The following is a 17,966-nucleotide window of genomic DNA, read 5'->3' as shown; positions in this document are numbered from 1 at the left end:
TCGCCGTGCCCACCGCTTCGAAAAACGCTTCCACGCAAAAGCTGCGATCCCTTCGCGATGTCCCGGCCATCCTGGACGCGAAAGTTGGGCTGGGCGAGGTCTTGGGGCGGACTCCCAAACGAAAGGCAAAGAAGTCGGACGGTCCGGTTCCGCTGGCGTTTTCGGGCGTTTGGGGCGGGATCCGAGGTTTGCTGGCCGCCACGCTGACCCGCCATCACCCGCACGTGCTGGTCTTGCTCCCGCAAGCCGTCGACGCCGACATTGTCGCGGGCGACGTCTCATCATTCGGGATCGAAGACGTCGTCGCGTTGCCGCTGTCCGCCGGCGACGGAACCGGCAGCTCCATCCGCGACGCCGATTATGCAGCACGATTGCAAGTGCTGCAGCGACTTCGTGCCCGCGACCAACACTCGCCAAAACCGCTGGTTGTGACCTCCTACATCGGAGCCGCCATCCAGCGAGTGCCATCGGTTTCGAGTCTCGAAAAAGCGACCCGCGAATTGTCGGTCGGCGACATCGTCGATCCCGAAGACATCCGCCGTTGGTTGGCCGAAGCCGGATTCGCGGCCGTGACTGCGGTCCAGGTACCAGGTGAATTCGCCAGCCGCGGCGGATTGCTCGACGTCTACTCGCCTGATCAACCTCAGCCAATTCGAATCGAGTGGTTCGACGACGAAATCGAATCCATCCGCCGGTTCGACGCCGCCACTCAGCGAAGCAGCGAAACGCTCAGCAAAGTCGAACTTGCCGCGATCGGAACCCAGCCCGTCAATAGCCCTTTCGCGGAAGAAGAGAACAACGACGAACCGCTGGACCTCGTTGTCGATGACACCGTGGGCGCCGAAGCCACGATCGTCGACTACTTGCCGGAAGACACCGTGGTGTTGGTGATCGATCCATCGGATTGTCATCAATCATCGAATGCCTTGCTCGCGCGAGTTGCGAAGACCGAACGTTTCGTTTCGATGAAGGAACTGCTTTCGGAATTGAAGAGCCACAAAGTCGTCACGGGCACGTCGCTGGCCGAAGGAGCCCCGACGGACGTCGTCGACTTGCACACCGCCAGCGCGGATAGCTTTGCAACGTCGCTGGACGAAACCAAATCGAAAGTCGATTCGGTCGCGGCCGGTCATGAAGTCATCGTGGTCGGTGACACTCCCGCCGATGGACAGCGACTGACCGAGTTGCTCGAGGACACCGACGCGGCCAAACAAGGTCGCTTGCACATGACGGTCGCTGACCTCAGTGGCGGTTTCCGTTTGACCGACGCAGAGATCTTGGTGCTCACCGGCGCCGAGCTGTTCCACCGCAGCCCAGTGCGTCGCGCGAAGACACGGACTCGCGGCAAACCGATCGACTCGTTCACGCAGCTCACGCCCGGCGACTTGGTGATCCACCTGTCGCACGGGATCGGGTTGTACCGTGGCCTGAACTCGATCGAAAAGAACGGCCAACACCAAGAACACTTGACCATCGAGTTCGACGGCGGGACCAAGATCCACGTCCCGGCCTCGCGAATTCAATTGGTCCAGCGATACGTCGGCGGAACGAAGAACCGCCCCAAACTCGCGAAAATTGGCGGCATCAGTTGGACCAATCAACGCAAGGCAGCCGAAGCGGCGGTCACCGACATGGCCGACGAGTTGCTGGAACTGCAAGCCAAACGCGCGACTCGGCTTGGCATCCCGATGTCACCGGACAACGAGTGGCAACGTCAGTTCGACGCGAGTTTCCCTTACCTGGAAACTCCCGATCAGTTGTCAGCCATCGAAGCACTGAAAGCCGACATGGAGGCCCCGCGGCCGATGGACCGGCTGATTTGTGGCGACGTCGGATTCGGCAAAACCGAAGTCGCCATGCGGGCTGCTTTCAAAGCGGTCTCGTCCGGTTACCAAGTCGCGGTGTTGGTCCCGACCACCGTGTTGGCCGAACAACATTATCAATCTTTCCGCGAACGGATGGCGGAGTTCCCGGTCGAAATCCGCAAGCTCAGCCGTTTCTGCACGCCGGCCGAACAACGCGAAACGGTCAAGGAAATCCGACGAGGCAAAGCAGACATCGTCATCGGAACGCACCGTGTCGCCAGCAAAGACGTTGACTTCAACAACCTCGGCTTGGTCGTCATCGACGAAGAGCAGCGGTTCGGCGTCGCAGTCAAAGAACGCCTGAAAACTCGGCACAGCAACGTCGATGTGCTGACGCTATCGGCGACGCCCATCCCGCGAACGCTGCACATGGCGTTGGTCGGGGTCCGCGACATCAGCAACCTGGAAACGCCACCCGCCGAACGAATGGCGGTCGAGACCAAGGTGACTCGCTGGGACGACAAGATGCTGCGTTCCGCCATCGTTCGAGAACTCAACCGCGGCGGCCAAATGTACTTTGTCCACAACCGCATCGGCGACATGGATGACTTGGCCGCGCGAATCAAAGCCATCGTTCCAGAGCTTCGAATTGGCATCGGCCACGGTCAGATGGTCGAAGGTGCCCTCGAACAAATCATGGTCGACTTCATCGATCACAAATTCGACTTGCTGTTGGCCACGACGATCATCGAAAGCGGACTGGACATCCCCAACGCCAACACCATGTTCATCGATGATGGCAATCGCTACGGGCTGAGCGATCTGCACCAATTGCGTGGCCGCGTGGGTCGGTACAAACATCAAGCCTACTGCTACCTGCTGGTGTCGCCGAACAAACGGCTCACACCAGAGGCCAGCAAACGCCTGCGAGCGATCGAAGAGTATTCCCAGATGGGTGCCGGTTTCGCGATCTCGATGCGAGACCTCGAAATCCGCGGGGCGGGCAATTTGCTCGGCAGTCAACAATCCGGCCACATCGCCGCGGTGGGTTACGAAATGTATTGCCAACTGCTGGAAGACGCGGTCCGGCAAGCCCAAAAATTGCCGCCCAAGTTGTCTGCCGACGTGGACATCGACTTGCCGATCGAAGCCTACCTGCCGGAAGACTATGTTCCCAACCTACGGCACAAGATCGATCTGTATCGCCGGATGACTCGGATCGAGAAAGCGGAGGATGTGAAGGCCATTCGCGAAGAGCTCGAAGACCGCTTTGGTTCGCCACCACCGCCCGCGGTTCGGATGCTGGAATTGTGCGAACTGCGGCTCGACGCAGCCTCGTGGGGATTAGTTTCGCTGACCAGCAACGATCGCTTCATCGTGATCCAGTACTCCAATCGTTCGCGGATGAATCAATTGGCGAAGAATTCCTCCATTCCTATTCGTGTCGTCGACCATCAAAAGGCATATATTCCGATCAAGGACTACGACATGTCCGATCCGGCCGGAAAAGCGTGGCTGCAACTTGCCCGCGCTGCATTATGGATTGGTTGACCACTCCTTCCTCATAATCGGACCCTGACATGCGTCTTCGAGCTTCTCGGCTATTGCTGGCGGTATTTTGTTTTAGTCTTGCCCCTGCCGGGACGCCCGTTCACTCCGCCGAACCGAATCGCTCGGAGTCGAGCAGTTGGAACCAGTGGCGAGGCCCCAATAGAGACGGCACGCTCGCTCAACCGACCGCCTGGCCTGATCGGCTCACAGGAAACATTGAGAAAGCTTGGTCGGTTGCTCTCGGCCCGAGTTACAGCGGCCCAGTAATGGTGGACGGGTTGGTGTTCACGACCGAAACGGTGAACAAACAATTCGAGCGAGTGACCGCCTATGACATCGCGACCGGCGAGTTGCGTTGGGAGCACCAATGGGATGGCTCCATGTCCGTGCCATTTTTCGCAGCAGCCAACGGCGACTGGATTCGAGCCACTCCCGCATGCGTCCCGGGGTATTTGGTTGTGCTGGGCATGCGTGATGTGTTGGTTTGCCTGGACACTGAGACCGGCGAAGAACGCTGGAAGATCGATTTCCCAGCAGAGACTGGTTCGGCTTTACAGCCATTCGGTGCGGCCTGTTCGCCGCTCATTCACGACGGAGCGGTCTACGTTCAAGTGGGCGCGGGATTGACGAAGCTGTCCTTGGAATCCGGCGAGGTCCTCTGGACGGTTCTTTCGGGCGGCGAGGACATGATGTCCCGCGGCGCGTTCAGCAGTCCCTCGATCGCGACGCTCGCGGGCCAAGAGCAATTGCTGGTTCAGACTCGCGAAGAACTTTGCGGCGTGTCACTCGAGTCCGGCGATGTCCTCTGGCGAGAAACCATCGAAGCCTTTCGCGGCATGAACATTTTGACACCGCTCGCCATTGGCGACTCCGTGTTCACGGCAGCCCACAGCGGAAAGAGCCAACTGTTTGATATTCAACGTGGCGACTCGACAAATTCCTGGGCAGCGAACGAGCGTTGGAATCAGAAGACTCAAGGCTACATGTCTTCACCTGTCGTGGTGGACGACCACGTTTACTTGCATCTCAAGAATGAACGTTTCAGTTGCTTGTCGGTCGACGATGGTTCGATTCAGTGGACCTCTGCTCCCGTGGGCAAATACTGGTCGATGATCCGCAATAAAAATCGTATTTTGTCACTCAGTGCCGACGGCAAACTACGCTTGATCGAAGCGAATCCCGATGAATTCAAGGTGCTCGACACTCAACAACTCGCTGAAGACAGTTGGGCTCACCTGGCGGTCTCTAGCGAAGCAGACCAACCGTTGATCTTGATTCGGGCTTTGAATTCTTTGACCGCCTACCGATGGAAGAATCCTTGATAACGAAACCGACTTCACCGTCACCAGACGCATCCCCCAGGTCTGTACTGGGCGTCGATGTCGGCGGTGCCAACTTGAAGTCGGTTTTGATCAACCAGCAAACGGAGGAAGCGACCGCCCGGGAATCGTTTTTTCCGATGTGGAAACGCCCGGAATCGCTCGCTGAACAACTGCGTTCGGATTGGGCATCGTTGCTAGCGGATTCGCAAACCGATGCGGATTGGATCGATGGCATCGCAGTCACGATGACGGGAGAGCTGGCTGATTGCTTCACCGACCGCCAACACGGCGTGACGCACATCGCTGAACACGTTCAGTCGGCGACGAAACAGTTCAGTCGCCGTGCCGAGCTCGCGTTCTACTCCACCGCCGGAAAATTCATTGGCGTCGATGCAGTCCCTTCGCAGGTCGACGCGTTGGCGGCATCCAACTGGCACGCCTTGGCTTCTTTGGCGGCGAACCATGTGGCTTCCGATGGAATTTTGATCGATGTAGGTTCAACCACAACCGATATCATTCCGCTTCAGAACGGACGCGTTGCAACCGATGCCAAAACCGACCACCAAAGGCTTCGTGATGGATCTCTGGTCTACGTCGGGTGTCGAAGAACGCCAGTGTGTTCCCTGGTCAACCGGCTCAACATCGATGGTATCGACATCCCGATCATGAACGAATTTTTCGCGACGATCGATGACGCGAGACTGATTCTGCGACAGCAACCTGAGTCCTCCGAAGACCTGGACTCCGCCGACGGAAGACCTCGGGACAGACAATCGGCTCATCGGCGACTGGCAAAGATGGTTGGCTGGGACGCAAATGAACTTTCCAGCGAGCAAGCTGATTCGTTGTCTCAGCAAATCGTCGCCTCCGCTCAAATTCAGATCGACCAAAGCCTGCAACGCTGGATCGAACGGATCAGCGGACAGGCGGACGAAAACATCACGCTGTTGCTCAGCGGACACGGCCAGGATTTGATCACTCGAACCAGCCCATGCAGCACAATTGACTTGCGTGATCGCTTGACGCCGGAAGTTTCGCGGTCAGCCCCCGCATTCGCGGTCGCTCGTTTGTGGTTGGACACCCACCGAGAGGTCCGATGAAACGACGTGTGATCAAACTGGGTGGCAGCCTGCTGACTCGCCCTCATCTGCTGGATGACTTTTACCATTGGCACAGCAACCAACCGCCCGCCGATGATTGCTTGATCATTGGTGGCGGGCAAATGATCGATGCGGTGCGTGAATGGGATCGATTGCGACCGGGCGATCCCCGAGCGGTTCATTGGCAATGTGTCGCGATGCTGGAACAATCCATGCGACATCTCGCGGCCGCGTTTCAAACGGACGACCGGTTCTCGCCCGTTGAAATTCTCGATTCAGAAGATGCGTGGCTGAATTACTCGACGCTTTCACGCGATTCCAACAAGTCGTCGGCGACGTTGAAATTCCTGCGTCCCGAGGTGGTCTACGATTCGGCTTCCAACGCTCCACTACCTGAAAACTGGTCGACCACCACGGACTCCATCGCCATGTGGGTCGGGCTGCTGTGCGATGCAAGCGAGGTCGTGCTGCTGAAATCGTGCACCATTTCACCGGCAGACGAACTGACGAATTGGATCACGAACGGAATCGTGGACCCAGCCTGCGAGGTCTTGGCTTCGCTAGAAAACAAGCTTCGCGTCGAACAGTTGCCGATTCAGCCGACCGGTTGAACGGGCACGCGGCGTTTGGAACGCCTATTGTTCTTCACGCTTTGCATTCTCGTTTCCTTGCTGCACCAACCGCAGTCGTTGAGACAACTGCATGTAGTTGGATGCTGCTCGTGGATCAATCGATTGATACAAGCGAGCCAGCGAGGCGTAGGGCAGGGGATAAGTCGGCTGAATGCGGATTGATTCCATGAAGGCCTGTTCGGCTTCGCCAAACCGACGAAGCTTCCCGCACGCCAACCCCAAGTTGTAATGATCGGCTGGGTTGCGGCGCAGTTTCACCAGACGCTGGTAAAGTTGATACGCTTTGAGATGCCGATCTTCAGCAGCCGCGGAGTTCGCCAAGCTTTCCAAAGCGACCTGAATTTCTGGTGTGGGCTGCTTCTCTTCCGACAGAACCCATTGCATCAGCGTTTGGCTTTCGTTTCGCAAACGCTGCACATCCGATTCGGAGCGATTCTCGTCCGGAAACAGCAAGACTCGGTCCAGCAAACTTGCCAACCGTGTTTTGGCTTCGATCAAAGACACGTGAGCGACACCTGAACTCGGCTCTGTTTTCTCCGCTGCCTCGATCGCGGACCTCAATCGATCGACTGCTAAGTTGAAGACAACGGCGTTGTCAAAACGGGGATTCGACCCCATCCACAGCCACTGCGCAATCGCGGTGGCTTCGTTCAATTCTCGCTGCCAGCTTCCGGACGGGGCTCGGTCGAGCAACGCGACTGCATCCGGCAACTCTGTCACTTGCTCGTCGTCGACCTCCCGAACCAGTGTTTTGGCGTCGCCCAACTCATTTGGCACCGCGATCCGGTGGTCGGTGATCGACACGTGGGGCACCTCGGTCTCGGATCGAGGCATGTGGCATTGGTGACACGAGTTCTCGTTTGTGTCCATTCGCACGGTCATTTCCTCGCCACAGTCGATGCTGTCGTGACACGACAAGCAATGATTCCGGTGGATCGTTTCCCGGTTGGAATCATCGACTCGTTGGTGAGGATCGTGGCACGTGACGCAGGTGAGAGATTCGGAACCTAAGTAGCACTCGCTGGCATGCATCTGACCAAAGTGACCGACAAACGTGGTCGAACCAGACTCTTTCTTCGGCGGCCCGACGTTGTAAACCAATCGCGTGGCTGCCAAGTCTTCGCCAGGACGAAACGACCACGAATCCGCACCGCGGACGAACATCTGAATGTCACCTTGCAAATGACACTGGGCACAGAGCGACTCCATCGAGTCACGCCCGAGTTCATTTGGGTGCACGATCGACCAATCATGAACCGCATCCAACTCAGTCGTATTGTTCGAATTCGCTCGCATCTGGTTTGCGATATCAACATGTTGACGACCGCCACCGTGACAACGCTCGCAGCCAATCGCTAGTTCATGCAGAACCGAGACACTTCGATTGCCGTCCACCCGCGACAAAGAACCCGCGTGACAGAACAGACAATCGTCAGTGACTTGCCGAGAAAAACCAAAGTGCGATGGCGAGTCATATCCCGGCGACATGTCGTACTCGCCTTGCTCGGTGTAGTGCGACAGCGGTGCCTGCAGCAGAGCATCGCCATCTCGGATCAAGTACGACTTCGCAAACGTGCCACTTCCCATCACCATCTCAACCGGGTAGTCGCTCAACGGCATCACGTAGTCCGTCTGCGGCAGTTCCTGCCACGATTGGTGCCGAACCAATTCCCCGTCATGCACGACCTTCATGCGTTGGGAACTGGGCTGGTGAAAAAACGATTGCAGTTCGGGTTCCTGCTTCGTATTCACTACTCGCAGAGATTCCGCGTGGGAGGTCTCAAAGAACGAGGCGGCACGATTGGGATGGCAGGCGACGCAGGCCTGCGAGCCAACCGCATCCTGCAACATAGGAACGCCACGGTCTTCTATCGCGAGAGGCACCGATGCTGGCTCCTCGAGAGTTTCAGGCTCCGGCTCGGCTGACCCTGACTCGGAGGGTGACGCCGCCTGGTCGGCATCGGGTTCGGAGGAGTCCGAATCATCGCTCGGCAAATTCGCTGGAGGCAAGACTTCCGGATCAGGCAATTTTTTCGAGCATCCCGCCCATGCAAGGCTGAGTACCAACCCGCACAGAAGCAGTCCCCGGTAGGTCGGTATTGTTTGCAAGAGACGCCTTGTCTGAGATCGTGGGACATCCAGCTTGGATCAGATCGGTTGGAGATCCGGAACCAAGTCGCGAGGGTCGGTCAAATCACCGCGTTCGGTGACTTTTTTCAGTCATTGACGGTTTTTTACTCGGAATCGACAATGCTAGCACGAGCCCTCTTCCCCCACACGCTTCGAATTGACCTGCCATGAGCTTCATTCAGTCACAAGACCCCGCCATTTGGGATGCAATCCAAGCCGAAACGATCCGTCAGCAAGACGGTTTGGAACTGATCGCCAGCGAGAATTACACCAGCCCCGCGATCATGGAAGCAACCGGCAGCGTCCTGACCAACAAATACGCTGAAGGCTATCCCGGTCGCCGGTACTACGGCGGCTGCGAACACGTTGACGTCGTGGAATCGATCGCGATTGACCGAGCCAAGGAACTCTTCGGTGCCGAAGCCGCCAACGTCCAGCCTCACAGCGGTTCGCAAGCCAACGCGGCTGTGTATTTGAGCTGCCTCGAAGTCGGCGACACCGTTCTTGGTTTAGATTTGGCCCAAGGTGGTCACCTGACCCACGGCATGAAGCTGAATATGAGCGGCCGACTTTACAACTTCGTCAATTACGGCGTCGATGAAGTCAATCATCGCTTGGACTTCGACCAAATCGTCAAACTGGCTCGCGAGCACAAACCGAAATTGATCGTCGCCGGTGCGAGTGCTTACCCACGCGAAATTCCTCACGACCGATTCAAAGAAATCGCGGACGAGGTCGGTGCAAAGCTAATGGTCGATATGGCCCACTACGCGGGCTTGGTTGCCGCAAAAATCCACAACAGCCCGGTTCCCTACGCGGACTACGTCACCACGACGACCCACAAAACCCTTCGAGGGCCTCGCAGTGGCTTGATCATGTGCAAGGATGAGCACTTGAAATTGGTCAATCGCAACGTGTTCCCCGGCACTCAGGGTGGCCCGTTGATGCACGTGGTCGCTGCCAAGGCGATCTGTTTTGCCGAAGCGATGACCGAAGAATACGCCAGCTACGGCCAAGCAGTCGTGGACAACGCGAAAGTCCTGGCCGAGACATTGATGGGATGTGGCTTGCGATTGGTCAGCGGCGGAACCGACAACCACCTGATGCTGGTCGATGTAACCGCCGTGGACTTGGGCGGCAAGAAGGCCGAAGCGGTCCTCGATGCTTGCGGCATCACCGTCAACATGAATATGATCCCGTTTGACCAGCGAAAACCGATGGACCCTTCGGGAATTCGAATCGGAACGCCCGCATTGACCACCCGCGGAATGGGCGGCGATGAGATGAAACGAATCGGCCAATGGATCTACAACGCACTGTCGGACTCCGACAACGCGGCACTTCACGAATCCATTCGCAACGAAATTCGCGAAATGGTGCAGGCTTTCCCTGTCCCAGCCGACACTGAATCTCCCGCCAGCATTGCCTGATCCGGCATCGCTCGTTTGGTCTCTTTGAAATCCACCTATCTCCCCTTCCTTTGAAAGCCGCCTCGGATGCATCGGATCCTGATTGCTGATGACAACACTGCCAACCGCGAACTGCTGGAGGCCTACTTGGTCAACATCGATTGCGAATTGGAAACCGCGGTGGACGGGGAAGACACGCTGGCCAAAGTCGCATCGTTCCAACCGGATCTGATCCTGTTGGACGTGATGATGCCCAAGCTGAGTGGTTTCGAAGTTTGCAAACAGTTGAAAGAGGCACCTGAGACCAGCAATATCATGATTTTGATGGTGACGGCTCTCAGCGAGTTGGGCGATATCGAACGAGGCGTCCAAGCCGGCACCGATGACTTCTTGAGCAAACCCGTCAACCGAATCGAGTTGACCAAACGGGTCGAGAACATGCTCAAGCTCAAAGGCACGACCGACGAACTTTCGCGTCTGCGACTCTACATCCAGGAAATGGAAGAGCGTTGATCCGGCCGGGAAGTCCCCACTCACGGGGACTCCAGCGGATACAATCGCTGTGGAAGTCTGCATTCCACGCTCGGTTCATGACTTCAGCCATGAGCCGCGAATTCGTGCGATTGTGACTGTAGAGATCCTCCCATTTCTTCCAGGCAGCCATGTTTGACGGTTCGCTCGACGCATTGTGCTTGTTGCCGCCCCAATTCGGTTGCGGGCGTCGAGGTGTCCCTCCCACGCCTCCGACGTTCCAGGTCCGGCGAGATGGCGATTCCACGATCGAATTGCCGACCCGGTTGTTTCTCGACGAAGCCCCGTGGCATCGTTGGTCGTCCAAAATCGCAAAGGCATTCGCCGAGCAACTCCAGCAACATGGGATATTGACGTCGTACTTGCACAGTGAACTCGGTGTCCAAGATGACGGCGACGACAGCCAAGAGTCCGAAGAAGTCGAAGCCCCGGCACACCCACTTCAAATGCTTCCGTATCGCAGCGAACGTTATGGGCTGAACGCAGACGATTTCGACACCGCGACGGCGATTGATCTACGTCTATCACCCCTTCGCGATGCCTCGGGCCGGTTCGCCTACAGCGCCGAACAAATTCGGCGTTGGGAAGCCACCCCAGAAGAACAACCCTTGTCCGGCGGTGGCTGGGTTTCCGCATTCACGCTCCCGCCGGATGTGCTGGACTTGGCAAACCTGCAGAACAAGATCCAACAATTGAGAAGCCTTGCTCCTCAGGCTGCGGTCCTGGTGAGCATCACTCCCGAATGGCTGTGGGAAAACCGTGAGACACTCGGTGCGATTCCGGCTGACGCCCTTCTCATCCGTGCCGGCCAAGTTTCTGTCGCGGGCCTTCCGTTTGCCGAACTGCTGCATCAGTTGATTCGCCAGCCCGACATCCCGCCAATTTGGCTGTCGCCACCGCGGTGGGAACAACAGCGAGTGGCTTCGGTCGACGACTGCGTCAAACTTGTGTCACTCGGCGTGTCAGCGATTGCGATCGACGGCTGGATGGACGAGGTGTTTGCGGCGATCGACGAAGTTCCGGAACCATCCATCTACTCAGGTAGCCCGGCTAGCCAACTGGACCACGCGATCACACCGATCTTGGAAGAATATCTCCTTCCGTTGGTCGAACGATTCACAGCGTTGATGACCACGATCACTCATTCGCCAAGTCTTGGTTCGTTCGACCAAGCCACTGCAGCCCGACTGGACATTTTGCACCTGGGCCGTTGAATCCGCGAGGTGAAACACCAACCAACGAAAACAGCCTTCTCACCGAAATGAGAAGGCTGTTGCGTATTAGGTCTTCGGCTGGGTTCAGTCTTCGATGGAAGCCGAACCAGCTTCTTTGCCCATCAGCATCATCAACATCGGACCACCGGAATTCCCACCACCGTAGGTGTAGCCAGCTTCCAATGCACGTTCGACGCGTTCTTTGCATTCGGTCAAGTGTGCCAAGCTATAGGCATCCATCTTGTTGCCACACTTTTCGATCGTCGATCCCATTCGGCTCGACAAAGTCCGCAATTGCATACGAGCCAAATTGCTGATTGGGTGATAGGCAGCCGTGTCTTGGCCTTCTTCCAACACCAAATCCACCAATCGCTGGATATGCTCCCGCTGCAAGTTGCGACGCAGCGAAGTGATCATCGGCTTGCGATCATTGCGATCCTCGGGACATGGCTGATCCAACTCTTCCCAAACCGCATCGCTGACCGTGTTCAGCACCTCGGGAAGCGTCAGAGCGTCCGTTTCCGCAGGCAGACGTAGCTCGTTGTCATAAACCCGACGCAAAGTCGTTGGGTTCATGATCAACGTCAACGTACTCGCCTGCATTCCCAACACTCGGTCGTGAATTGGCCAAGTCGCTTCGTTTGACATTCCGCCTCGACCACTGTCAAGCCATTTGTCGATGCCCAAACGTTCCAAAATTTCGGTGGTCAGACCGTAGGACTCGTCTCGGAAGCTGGTCTTGATCACGAACTGCAACGCGGCACGTTGATCGGCAGCAGGCACGACTTCGACGGGAACCCGATTTCCTGGATCGCCCTTCTTGTCTCGATTAACGAACGCGCCGCCAATCCAATTGGACATCATGCTGACCGCTTTGGTCTGGATGCCCAATGTCAGCTCATAGCCACGGCGAGCTTTCGCCCAACTGTCACCGTCTTTCACGAACTTCTCGAGCAGTCGGTCCCGATAGAGCTGAGCCAATCGCATTTGCTCTTCGGCGTACGTCAATGGATCTTTGCCGAAGTCATACCGGCGAGCGTACGGGTCAGGTCCGCTGGTGTCTTCGTCCGTGCAGAATTGCAATTCAGGCTCAGAGCATCGTTTCAGGATGTCCTTCAGCTTGGAATTGTCAAACGTGTAGCCGTATTCGATGGCCCAGAAGTCATACGGACCGATGTCGATCATGGCATAGTCGCCTTGGGTTTCACCAGCTTCATAGCGGTAGTTGATGGGGCAGTAATCCATCACCGATGCGGTGAACGTTTTCTTGCCCTTCAGTTCTTCGCTGTTGATCTCGTCGATCGTGTACAAAGCCGAAGCCTTGAAGTTGTGACGCAGACCGAGCGTGTGGCCAACTTCGTGAGCGACTAAGTCTGCCAACAAAGGACCGACGAACCATTCTGGAATTCCATCCAACAATTCGTCTTTCTCTTTGTCTTCTTCCTTTTCCTTCTCATCTTCTTTCTCGTCGTCGGACTCCTCTTCTTCCGACTCGTCCTCTTTGGCTTCTTCGTCTTGGTCATCTGACTTCGCATCCGCCTTCACGTCCGCGTCAGCCTCTTCGGATTCGGCCTTCTCTTTGGCGTCCTCTTCCTTCTTCTTCTCGGCTTCTTCGTCCGCCATCAGGGCCAAACCCCAATTCATGCGAGCGAATGCCAAGTCCATGCTGCGACCGGCAGCGGCCATGCAGAGCCCATTCTTCTGGCTGACTTGTCCCATCAGCCCGTCGAATTCATCATCGCCCAGAAGTGCTGGATCGGCTTGCGCCATCGCATAGCCGGCCATCGGTTGCTGAGCTTCGAGAGCGTACTTGGCTCGCAGAGCGTTGGCTGATTCCTTCGCACCCATTCGGACGCGAGGGTCCCAGTTGGGATGACTTCCCAACCACGCCAATGTTTCGGCACTCACACCTTCCATCGCCAATTTCGGCATCAGGTCGTTGTAGTTGAAGTTGAAGTGACGAATCCAACCGTCGGTCAAAATGATGTCCGCGTCCAAAATCTGGCCGGTTTCGGGATGGACTCGGCTGGGGCCAATCGCGGTGCCAACGTCATTGTTCAACCAACGAATGAAGTTGTAACGAACGTCCTCAGGATCCTTTTCCATGTGGATCTTGCTGACCGCGTCTTGGTACTCGATCACGATCGCGTCAACGATTCCAACTTTCTCAAATGCTTTGTTCCAATAATCGACACCTTGTTTGATCCAACGTCGATAACGGACGGGCGCTGTGTGCTCCACATAAAAGCGAATGGGCTCTTTGGGAGGGCTCAGTTTCAGCTTTGGATCGCGTTTCTCAAGCTGCCATCGATTGATGTAGCGAACCTTGGTCTCGTCGTCCTGATACTGACTCAAATCCGAAAACGAGGTCACGAAAAAGCCAACTCGCTCATCCGCTTCTCGTGGCTTGAAACCGCTCGAACTGCTCGGCACTTCGCTGAATGAATAGTGCAGGGTTTGCAGGCGACCACCTCGGCCAACCACCTCGAACGCCAACTCGACGTTTTCGGGGAAGACCTTCGCGGCTTCGACCGTGAACAATCGGCTGTTGGCCAATCGAACCGACGAACCGAAGAACGTAGTCGCATTTCCAATCAGCAAGCTATCCATGTCAACGACGGGGCCGCCGCTGGGGCCCATCGCCAAAATTGGCACGTCAAGCAAGACGCGGTCCGTGAACAATCGTTTGACCGATGCTTTGGACTCCGCGTCGCCGGTGGCGCGGATGTCCAAGTTCGGAGCGATCAATGCGAGACGATTGTTGTATCGACGCCACTGCACGACCCAGTCACCGGACTGCAGGCCGGCGTAGCGATCGCCACTGCTGAGCGTCAACGCGACAAAGTATTTCTTGCCCGCGAAATTTTTTGGCAACTCGGCAAGCACCGAAGCTTCTTTCTCGTGTTGCCAAACGTTGAACAAGCCTTTCTTGGCCTGTTGATCGGAAACTGGAAGCTGCTTGTAGCCTTCAGAAATTTTAGAGAACGGTGGCAAGTCGGCGGCGGAACTGGTCAACGCGCTTCCAACAGTTGTCACCGCGACCGCGGCGATTGTGGCCACGACACAGCAGATTCGATTCATACCCAGTGCTTCCAATGGTTCGTTCGAAAAAGGGAGGGAGAGTCAAGACTACGTTAAAATAAGCAGTCTCGGAGGGTTTCGTTCACCGTCTCTTCACTGTTTTATCCGATAAAGTCGGCCTGATCCAAATATTTCATGTGACCAATCGATACAAACGCTCGTTGAGCCGAGTTCGCAACCACACCGGAACAGCTAAGCGGCATCGGGACGCCTTTAGATGCAGCCACCCGATAACGGGTCTTCCTGGCGAATTATTCCGGAAACTCGGCCAGAACCAGTGGGTCAGTCTCAGTGTGGCGGTATCCAAGCAGACGATCGAACGCCGCTTGATCCTGCATTTGACAAATCGCCCAGACCGCAATGGCTCTCAATTCGGGGTCGGCATCTTTCAGCGTGGTGAACAGAAGTTCGATCGCTTTGAGCCGTTTTTGGTTCCCTAGAACGACGATCGCGTTCCGCAACATTCCACGTCTTCGCGACCTCCAAAATGGAGTCCGCCGGAATTGGCTCCGGAACTCCTCATCAGTCATCGAAAAGAGCGAGGTCAGCTCCAACCAGCCATCGTCTACATCGAGCGGATTCGCTGAATCACGATGGCCTCGCAAACCGTCCGGGTCATGCTGAGTTCGCGAAGGTCGACGATTCCATGGACAGACCTCCTGACAAACGTCACACCCAAAGACCCAATCACCAATTCCGGCACGAAGAGACTGCTCGGGAAGTTCCGAGTTCTCAATCGTTAGGTAACTGATGCATTTGGATGCATCCAATACGCCGGGGCTTGGAAAGGCGTCCGTCGGGCAGGCGTCTAAACAAGCCGTGCACGTTCCGCAGTGACTGGTTTCGTGCGGCTGATCGATTGGCAACTCCACATCCACCAAGACGCAGGCGAGAAAGAAGTAGCTGCCCAATTGCTTGTTCAGCAGCAACGTGTTCTTGCCACGCCATCCCAACCCCGCAAGCACTGCGACTTCGCGTTCCATCAGCGGTGCCGTGTCAACAATCCCGCGAGCATTCGCATCCGGGATCTCTTCACGGATCATCCGAACGATTCGCTTCAACTTTGGGTGAATCACATCGTGATAGTCGATCGCGGACCAGGTGTAGCGAGCCGTCTTGCCAAAGGCCAAACCTTCGCTGCCTCCGTTCGAAGGCATTGGCTCTCGAATTGCCGCGTCATAGTTCATCGCCAGAACGACGATCGATTTGGTCCCTTCGAGCACTCCGCTCGGATGTCGATAAGCATCCAACCGACGCTCCAAATAGTCCATCGAACCCGCGTAGCCGGATTCAATCCATTGCACGAGATGATGAAACCCTTGGCTGGTGACCGCCGGCGCAATCCCCATCGCCGCGAAACCTTCTGACAGAGCAGTCGCTCGAATCTGCTCAACCAAGTCACTCACGACAAACCGGCTTTTCGATCGCGAATGAGGAGCGAGGTCAAATCGCTGCGACGGACCGTGGCAACCAAACGGTGAGGTGGTTCATCGGTGACAACAGGAACGCAGTCATCTGTTGTCTGGCGAAACAACTCCACCGCATCCCGCACAGGTTGTCCAGGGTGCAACAACACCTCCGGAGGCGTCGCCAAATCACCCGCACGAACCAGGTGATCCGAATGCGGGTCGAAGAACGCTTGGTTGAGCAAATCAAAACGGATCAAGCCGACCACGCACTTCTTGTCATCCAAAACAGGAAACGTGTTGTCGTGCGAGTGCTCGACAAAATGAACGACCTCATTGAAGTCCGCACTTTCGGCGATCCCTTCAACACTGCGACGCATCACTTGCTCGACCCGCATGCGTTCCGACAACGCCTGCTTCTTACTCAGCAAACCCGCAGACCCTGCCAATCGAGTGAACACGTTCCGCAACGCTCCCAGCGGAGTCCCAAAGGTGTGGTGAATCGAATTCGCGATCGGCATTTCGCCACTACGCAGCACAGCCGCCCGTGTTAGTAGCGGCCCCAAGATTTCAAAGACCACCACCGTTCCCAAGATGATCGTTTGCACTTCACCAGCCATCTCTGGATTTCGCGAGGTCGCCGTTGCGGCGAGCGAAATGGCGACGCCGGCTTGAGCCAACATCGCCGGTCCCAACCAAGTCCGAACCTCCACCGGAGACCCCGTTCGCGACGCCATGAACCAAATGCCGGCGATCTTCCCGACACTTCGCAGCACCACATAGCCGGCACCGATCATGCCGACGTCCATCAATAAGTTCAGATCCAACTCGCTGCCGTGAACTGAAAAGAACACGACCGTGAGAAGCCCGCCAATCGAGTCCATTTGAGCGGTGATTTTTTGCGTCCCGCTGGATGAATTGACCACAACCAAGCCAACGACCAGGAACACCAACATGTACGGCAATTCCCATGACTCGCTCAGGCCAAGCATCAATGCCGACGCTCCTACAAGCAGCACCAACCAGCGGCGAGTGTGCATGATTTCGCAGGCGTAGCTGATCACCAAACCGCCAACCAACCCAAGCAAGAAGGCTCCACCAAGAGAGCGAACCAACAATGACACGGTCTCACCGATTGATCCAGACGCGTGGCCTCCGGCAACTTCGATTGCCAACCAAACCAACTCAAACGCGATCACCGCGACGAGGTTGTTCAGCGTCACGAGCGTGCCAGTCAGACTGGTCACCGGGCCTTCCGCGTTGGTTTCTCGCAGAACAAACATGGTCGTCGCGGGAGCAGTCGCGATGGCCAACGTCCCGAGCAAAGCCGCCTGAGCCGCCGACATTCCCAGCAGGTAAGTTCCGACCGTCACCAGAATGACGGTGAAAACCAATTCGCCGAAGGACAGCGGAATCGCACGGCGGGATATCCTGCGAATCTGGTCAAACGGAAACAAGGTGCCGAGATAAAACAGCACCAGCGCCATGGCCAGTTTCGTCAGCGGTTCCAGAACCAAATGATGCTCGTGAGGAATCACGTCACCAAAGCTGGGACCAAGAAGCAAGCCCGCGATCAAGTACGCGGTCACCTTGGGCAATCGCAAGAATTCACTGGCAAGACCAGCCAACAAACTGGCCGTCAACAGCATGCCCAAAGTGGTTGCAATGTGCACCATTTCGATGGAACCCGAGTGCGATTCGCTCGCAACGGCGCTCGCGTCAGCAGCACCTAACAAAAGGGTTCCGATGGTGTCGATCATGGCAACTAGCGAGCGAAGGGCCGAG

The 17,966-nt window shown here is 56.5% G+C and carries 11 protein-coding genes; 7 read left to right on the top strand and 4 right to left on the bottom strand.

Going from position 1 to position 17,966, the window contains the following annotated elements; genetic code table 11:
* The first annotated feature begins 5 nt into the window (after positions 1–5).
* From mfd to CEE69_RS14990, 4 genes are read left to right on the top strand one after another with little or no spacing between them, the layout of a single operon-like run.
* Positions 6–3,356 (top strand): transcription-repair coupling factor, encoded by a 3,351-nt coding sequence (mfd, locus tag CEE69_RS15005; RefSeq protein ID WP_099261460.1) that lies wholly within the window; start codon positions 6–8, stop codon positions 3,354–3,356.
* Positions 3,357–3,385: 29 nt separating this feature from the next.
* Positions 3,386–4,678 carry a PQQ-binding-like beta-propeller repeat protein gene (locus CEE69_RS15000; RefSeq protein ID WP_099261425.1) on the top strand — a complete coding sequence of 431 codons (1,293 nt, stop codon included), beginning with the start codon at positions 3,386–3,388 and terminating at the stop codon, positions 4,676–4,678.
* Positions 4,663–5,778 (top strand): hydantoinase/oxoprolinase family protein, encoded by a 1,116-nt coding sequence (locus tag CEE69_RS14995; protein WP_099261424.1) that lies wholly within the window; start codon positions 4,663–4,665, stop codon positions 5,776–5,778. Before CEE69_RS15000 ends, CEE69_RS14995 begins: the two co-directional genes overlap by 16 nt.
* Entirely contained in the window at positions 5,775–6,389 is a 615-nt protein-coding gene (locus tag CEE69_RS14990) for an amino acid kinase family protein (RefSeq protein ID WP_099261423.1), read from the top strand. The genes CEE69_RS14995 and CEE69_RS14990 overlap by 4 nt, the downstream gene beginning before the upstream one ends.
* A 24-nt stretch (positions 6,390–6,413) precedes the next feature.
* On the opposite strand, the gene CEE69_RS14985 is transcribed toward CEE69_RS14990, so the two are convergent.
* Positions 6,414–8,438 carry a tetratricopeptide repeat protein gene (locus CEE69_RS14985; protein ID WP_233215251.1) on the bottom strand — a complete coding sequence of 675 codons (2,025 nt, stop codon included), beginning with the start codon at positions 8,436–8,438 and terminating at the stop codon, positions 6,414–6,416.
* Between the two features lie 269 nt (positions 8,439–8,707).
* Here CEE69_RS14985 and CEE69_RS14980 point away from each other — a divergent pair, with 269 nt between their 5' ends.
* From CEE69_RS14980 to CEE69_RS14970, 3 genes are all read left to right on the top strand, one after another.
* Positions 8,708–9,970, top strand: coding sequence for a serine hydroxymethyltransferase (locus tag CEE69_RS14980; RefSeq protein WP_099261421.1), 1,263 nt, complete (start codon positions 8,708–8,710; stop codon positions 9,968–9,970).
* A gap of 66 nt (positions 9,971–10,036) precedes the next feature.
* Complete coding sequence (locus tag CEE69_RS14975) at positions 10,037–10,462, top strand: response regulator (protein WP_099261420.1); 426 nt, start codon at positions 10,037–10,039, stop codon at positions 10,460–10,462.
* Between the two features lie 149 nt (positions 10,463–10,611).
* Complete coding sequence (locus CEE69_RS14970; protein ID WP_099261419.1) at positions 10,612–11,694, top strand: hypothetical protein; 1,083 nt, start codon at positions 10,612–10,614, stop codon at positions 11,692–11,694.
* Positions 11,695–11,778: 84 nt separating this feature from the next.
* On the opposite strand, the gene CEE69_RS14965 is transcribed toward CEE69_RS14970, so the two are convergent.
* The 3 genes from CEE69_RS14965 to CEE69_RS14955 all read right to left on the bottom strand — a co-directional run bounded on the left by CEE69_RS14965 (position 11,779) and on the right by CEE69_RS14955 (position 17,941).
* Entirely contained in the window at positions 11,779–14,775 is a 2,997-nt protein-coding gene (locus CEE69_RS14965; protein WP_099261418.1) for a zinc-dependent metalloprotease, read from the bottom strand.
* Positions 14,776–15,026: 251 nt separating this feature from the next.
* Positions 15,027–16,181, bottom strand: a complete 1,155-nt coding sequence (gene queG / locus CEE69_RS14960) for a tRNA epoxyqueuosine(34) reductase QueG (protein WP_099261417.1) — start codon at positions 16,179–16,181, stop codon at positions 15,027–15,029.
* Positions 16,178–17,941, bottom strand: coding sequence for a cation:proton antiporter domain-containing protein (locus CEE69_RS14955; RefSeq protein WP_099261416.1), 1,764 nt, complete (start codon positions 17,939–17,941; stop codon positions 16,178–16,180). The genes queG and CEE69_RS14955 overlap by 4 nt, the downstream gene beginning before the upstream one ends.
* Positions 17,942–17,966: the final 25 nt, after the last annotated feature.

This window comes from Rhodopirellula bahusiensis (genome assembly GCF_002727185.1).
In the GTDB taxonomy this organism is placed as follows: Bacteria; Planctomycetota; Planctomycetia; order Pirellulales; family Pirellulaceae; genus Rhodopirellula; species Rhodopirellula bahusiensis.
The sequence above is the reverse complement of the archived record's forward strand: the minus strand, read 5'-3'. Positions and strand labels throughout refer to the sequence as shown.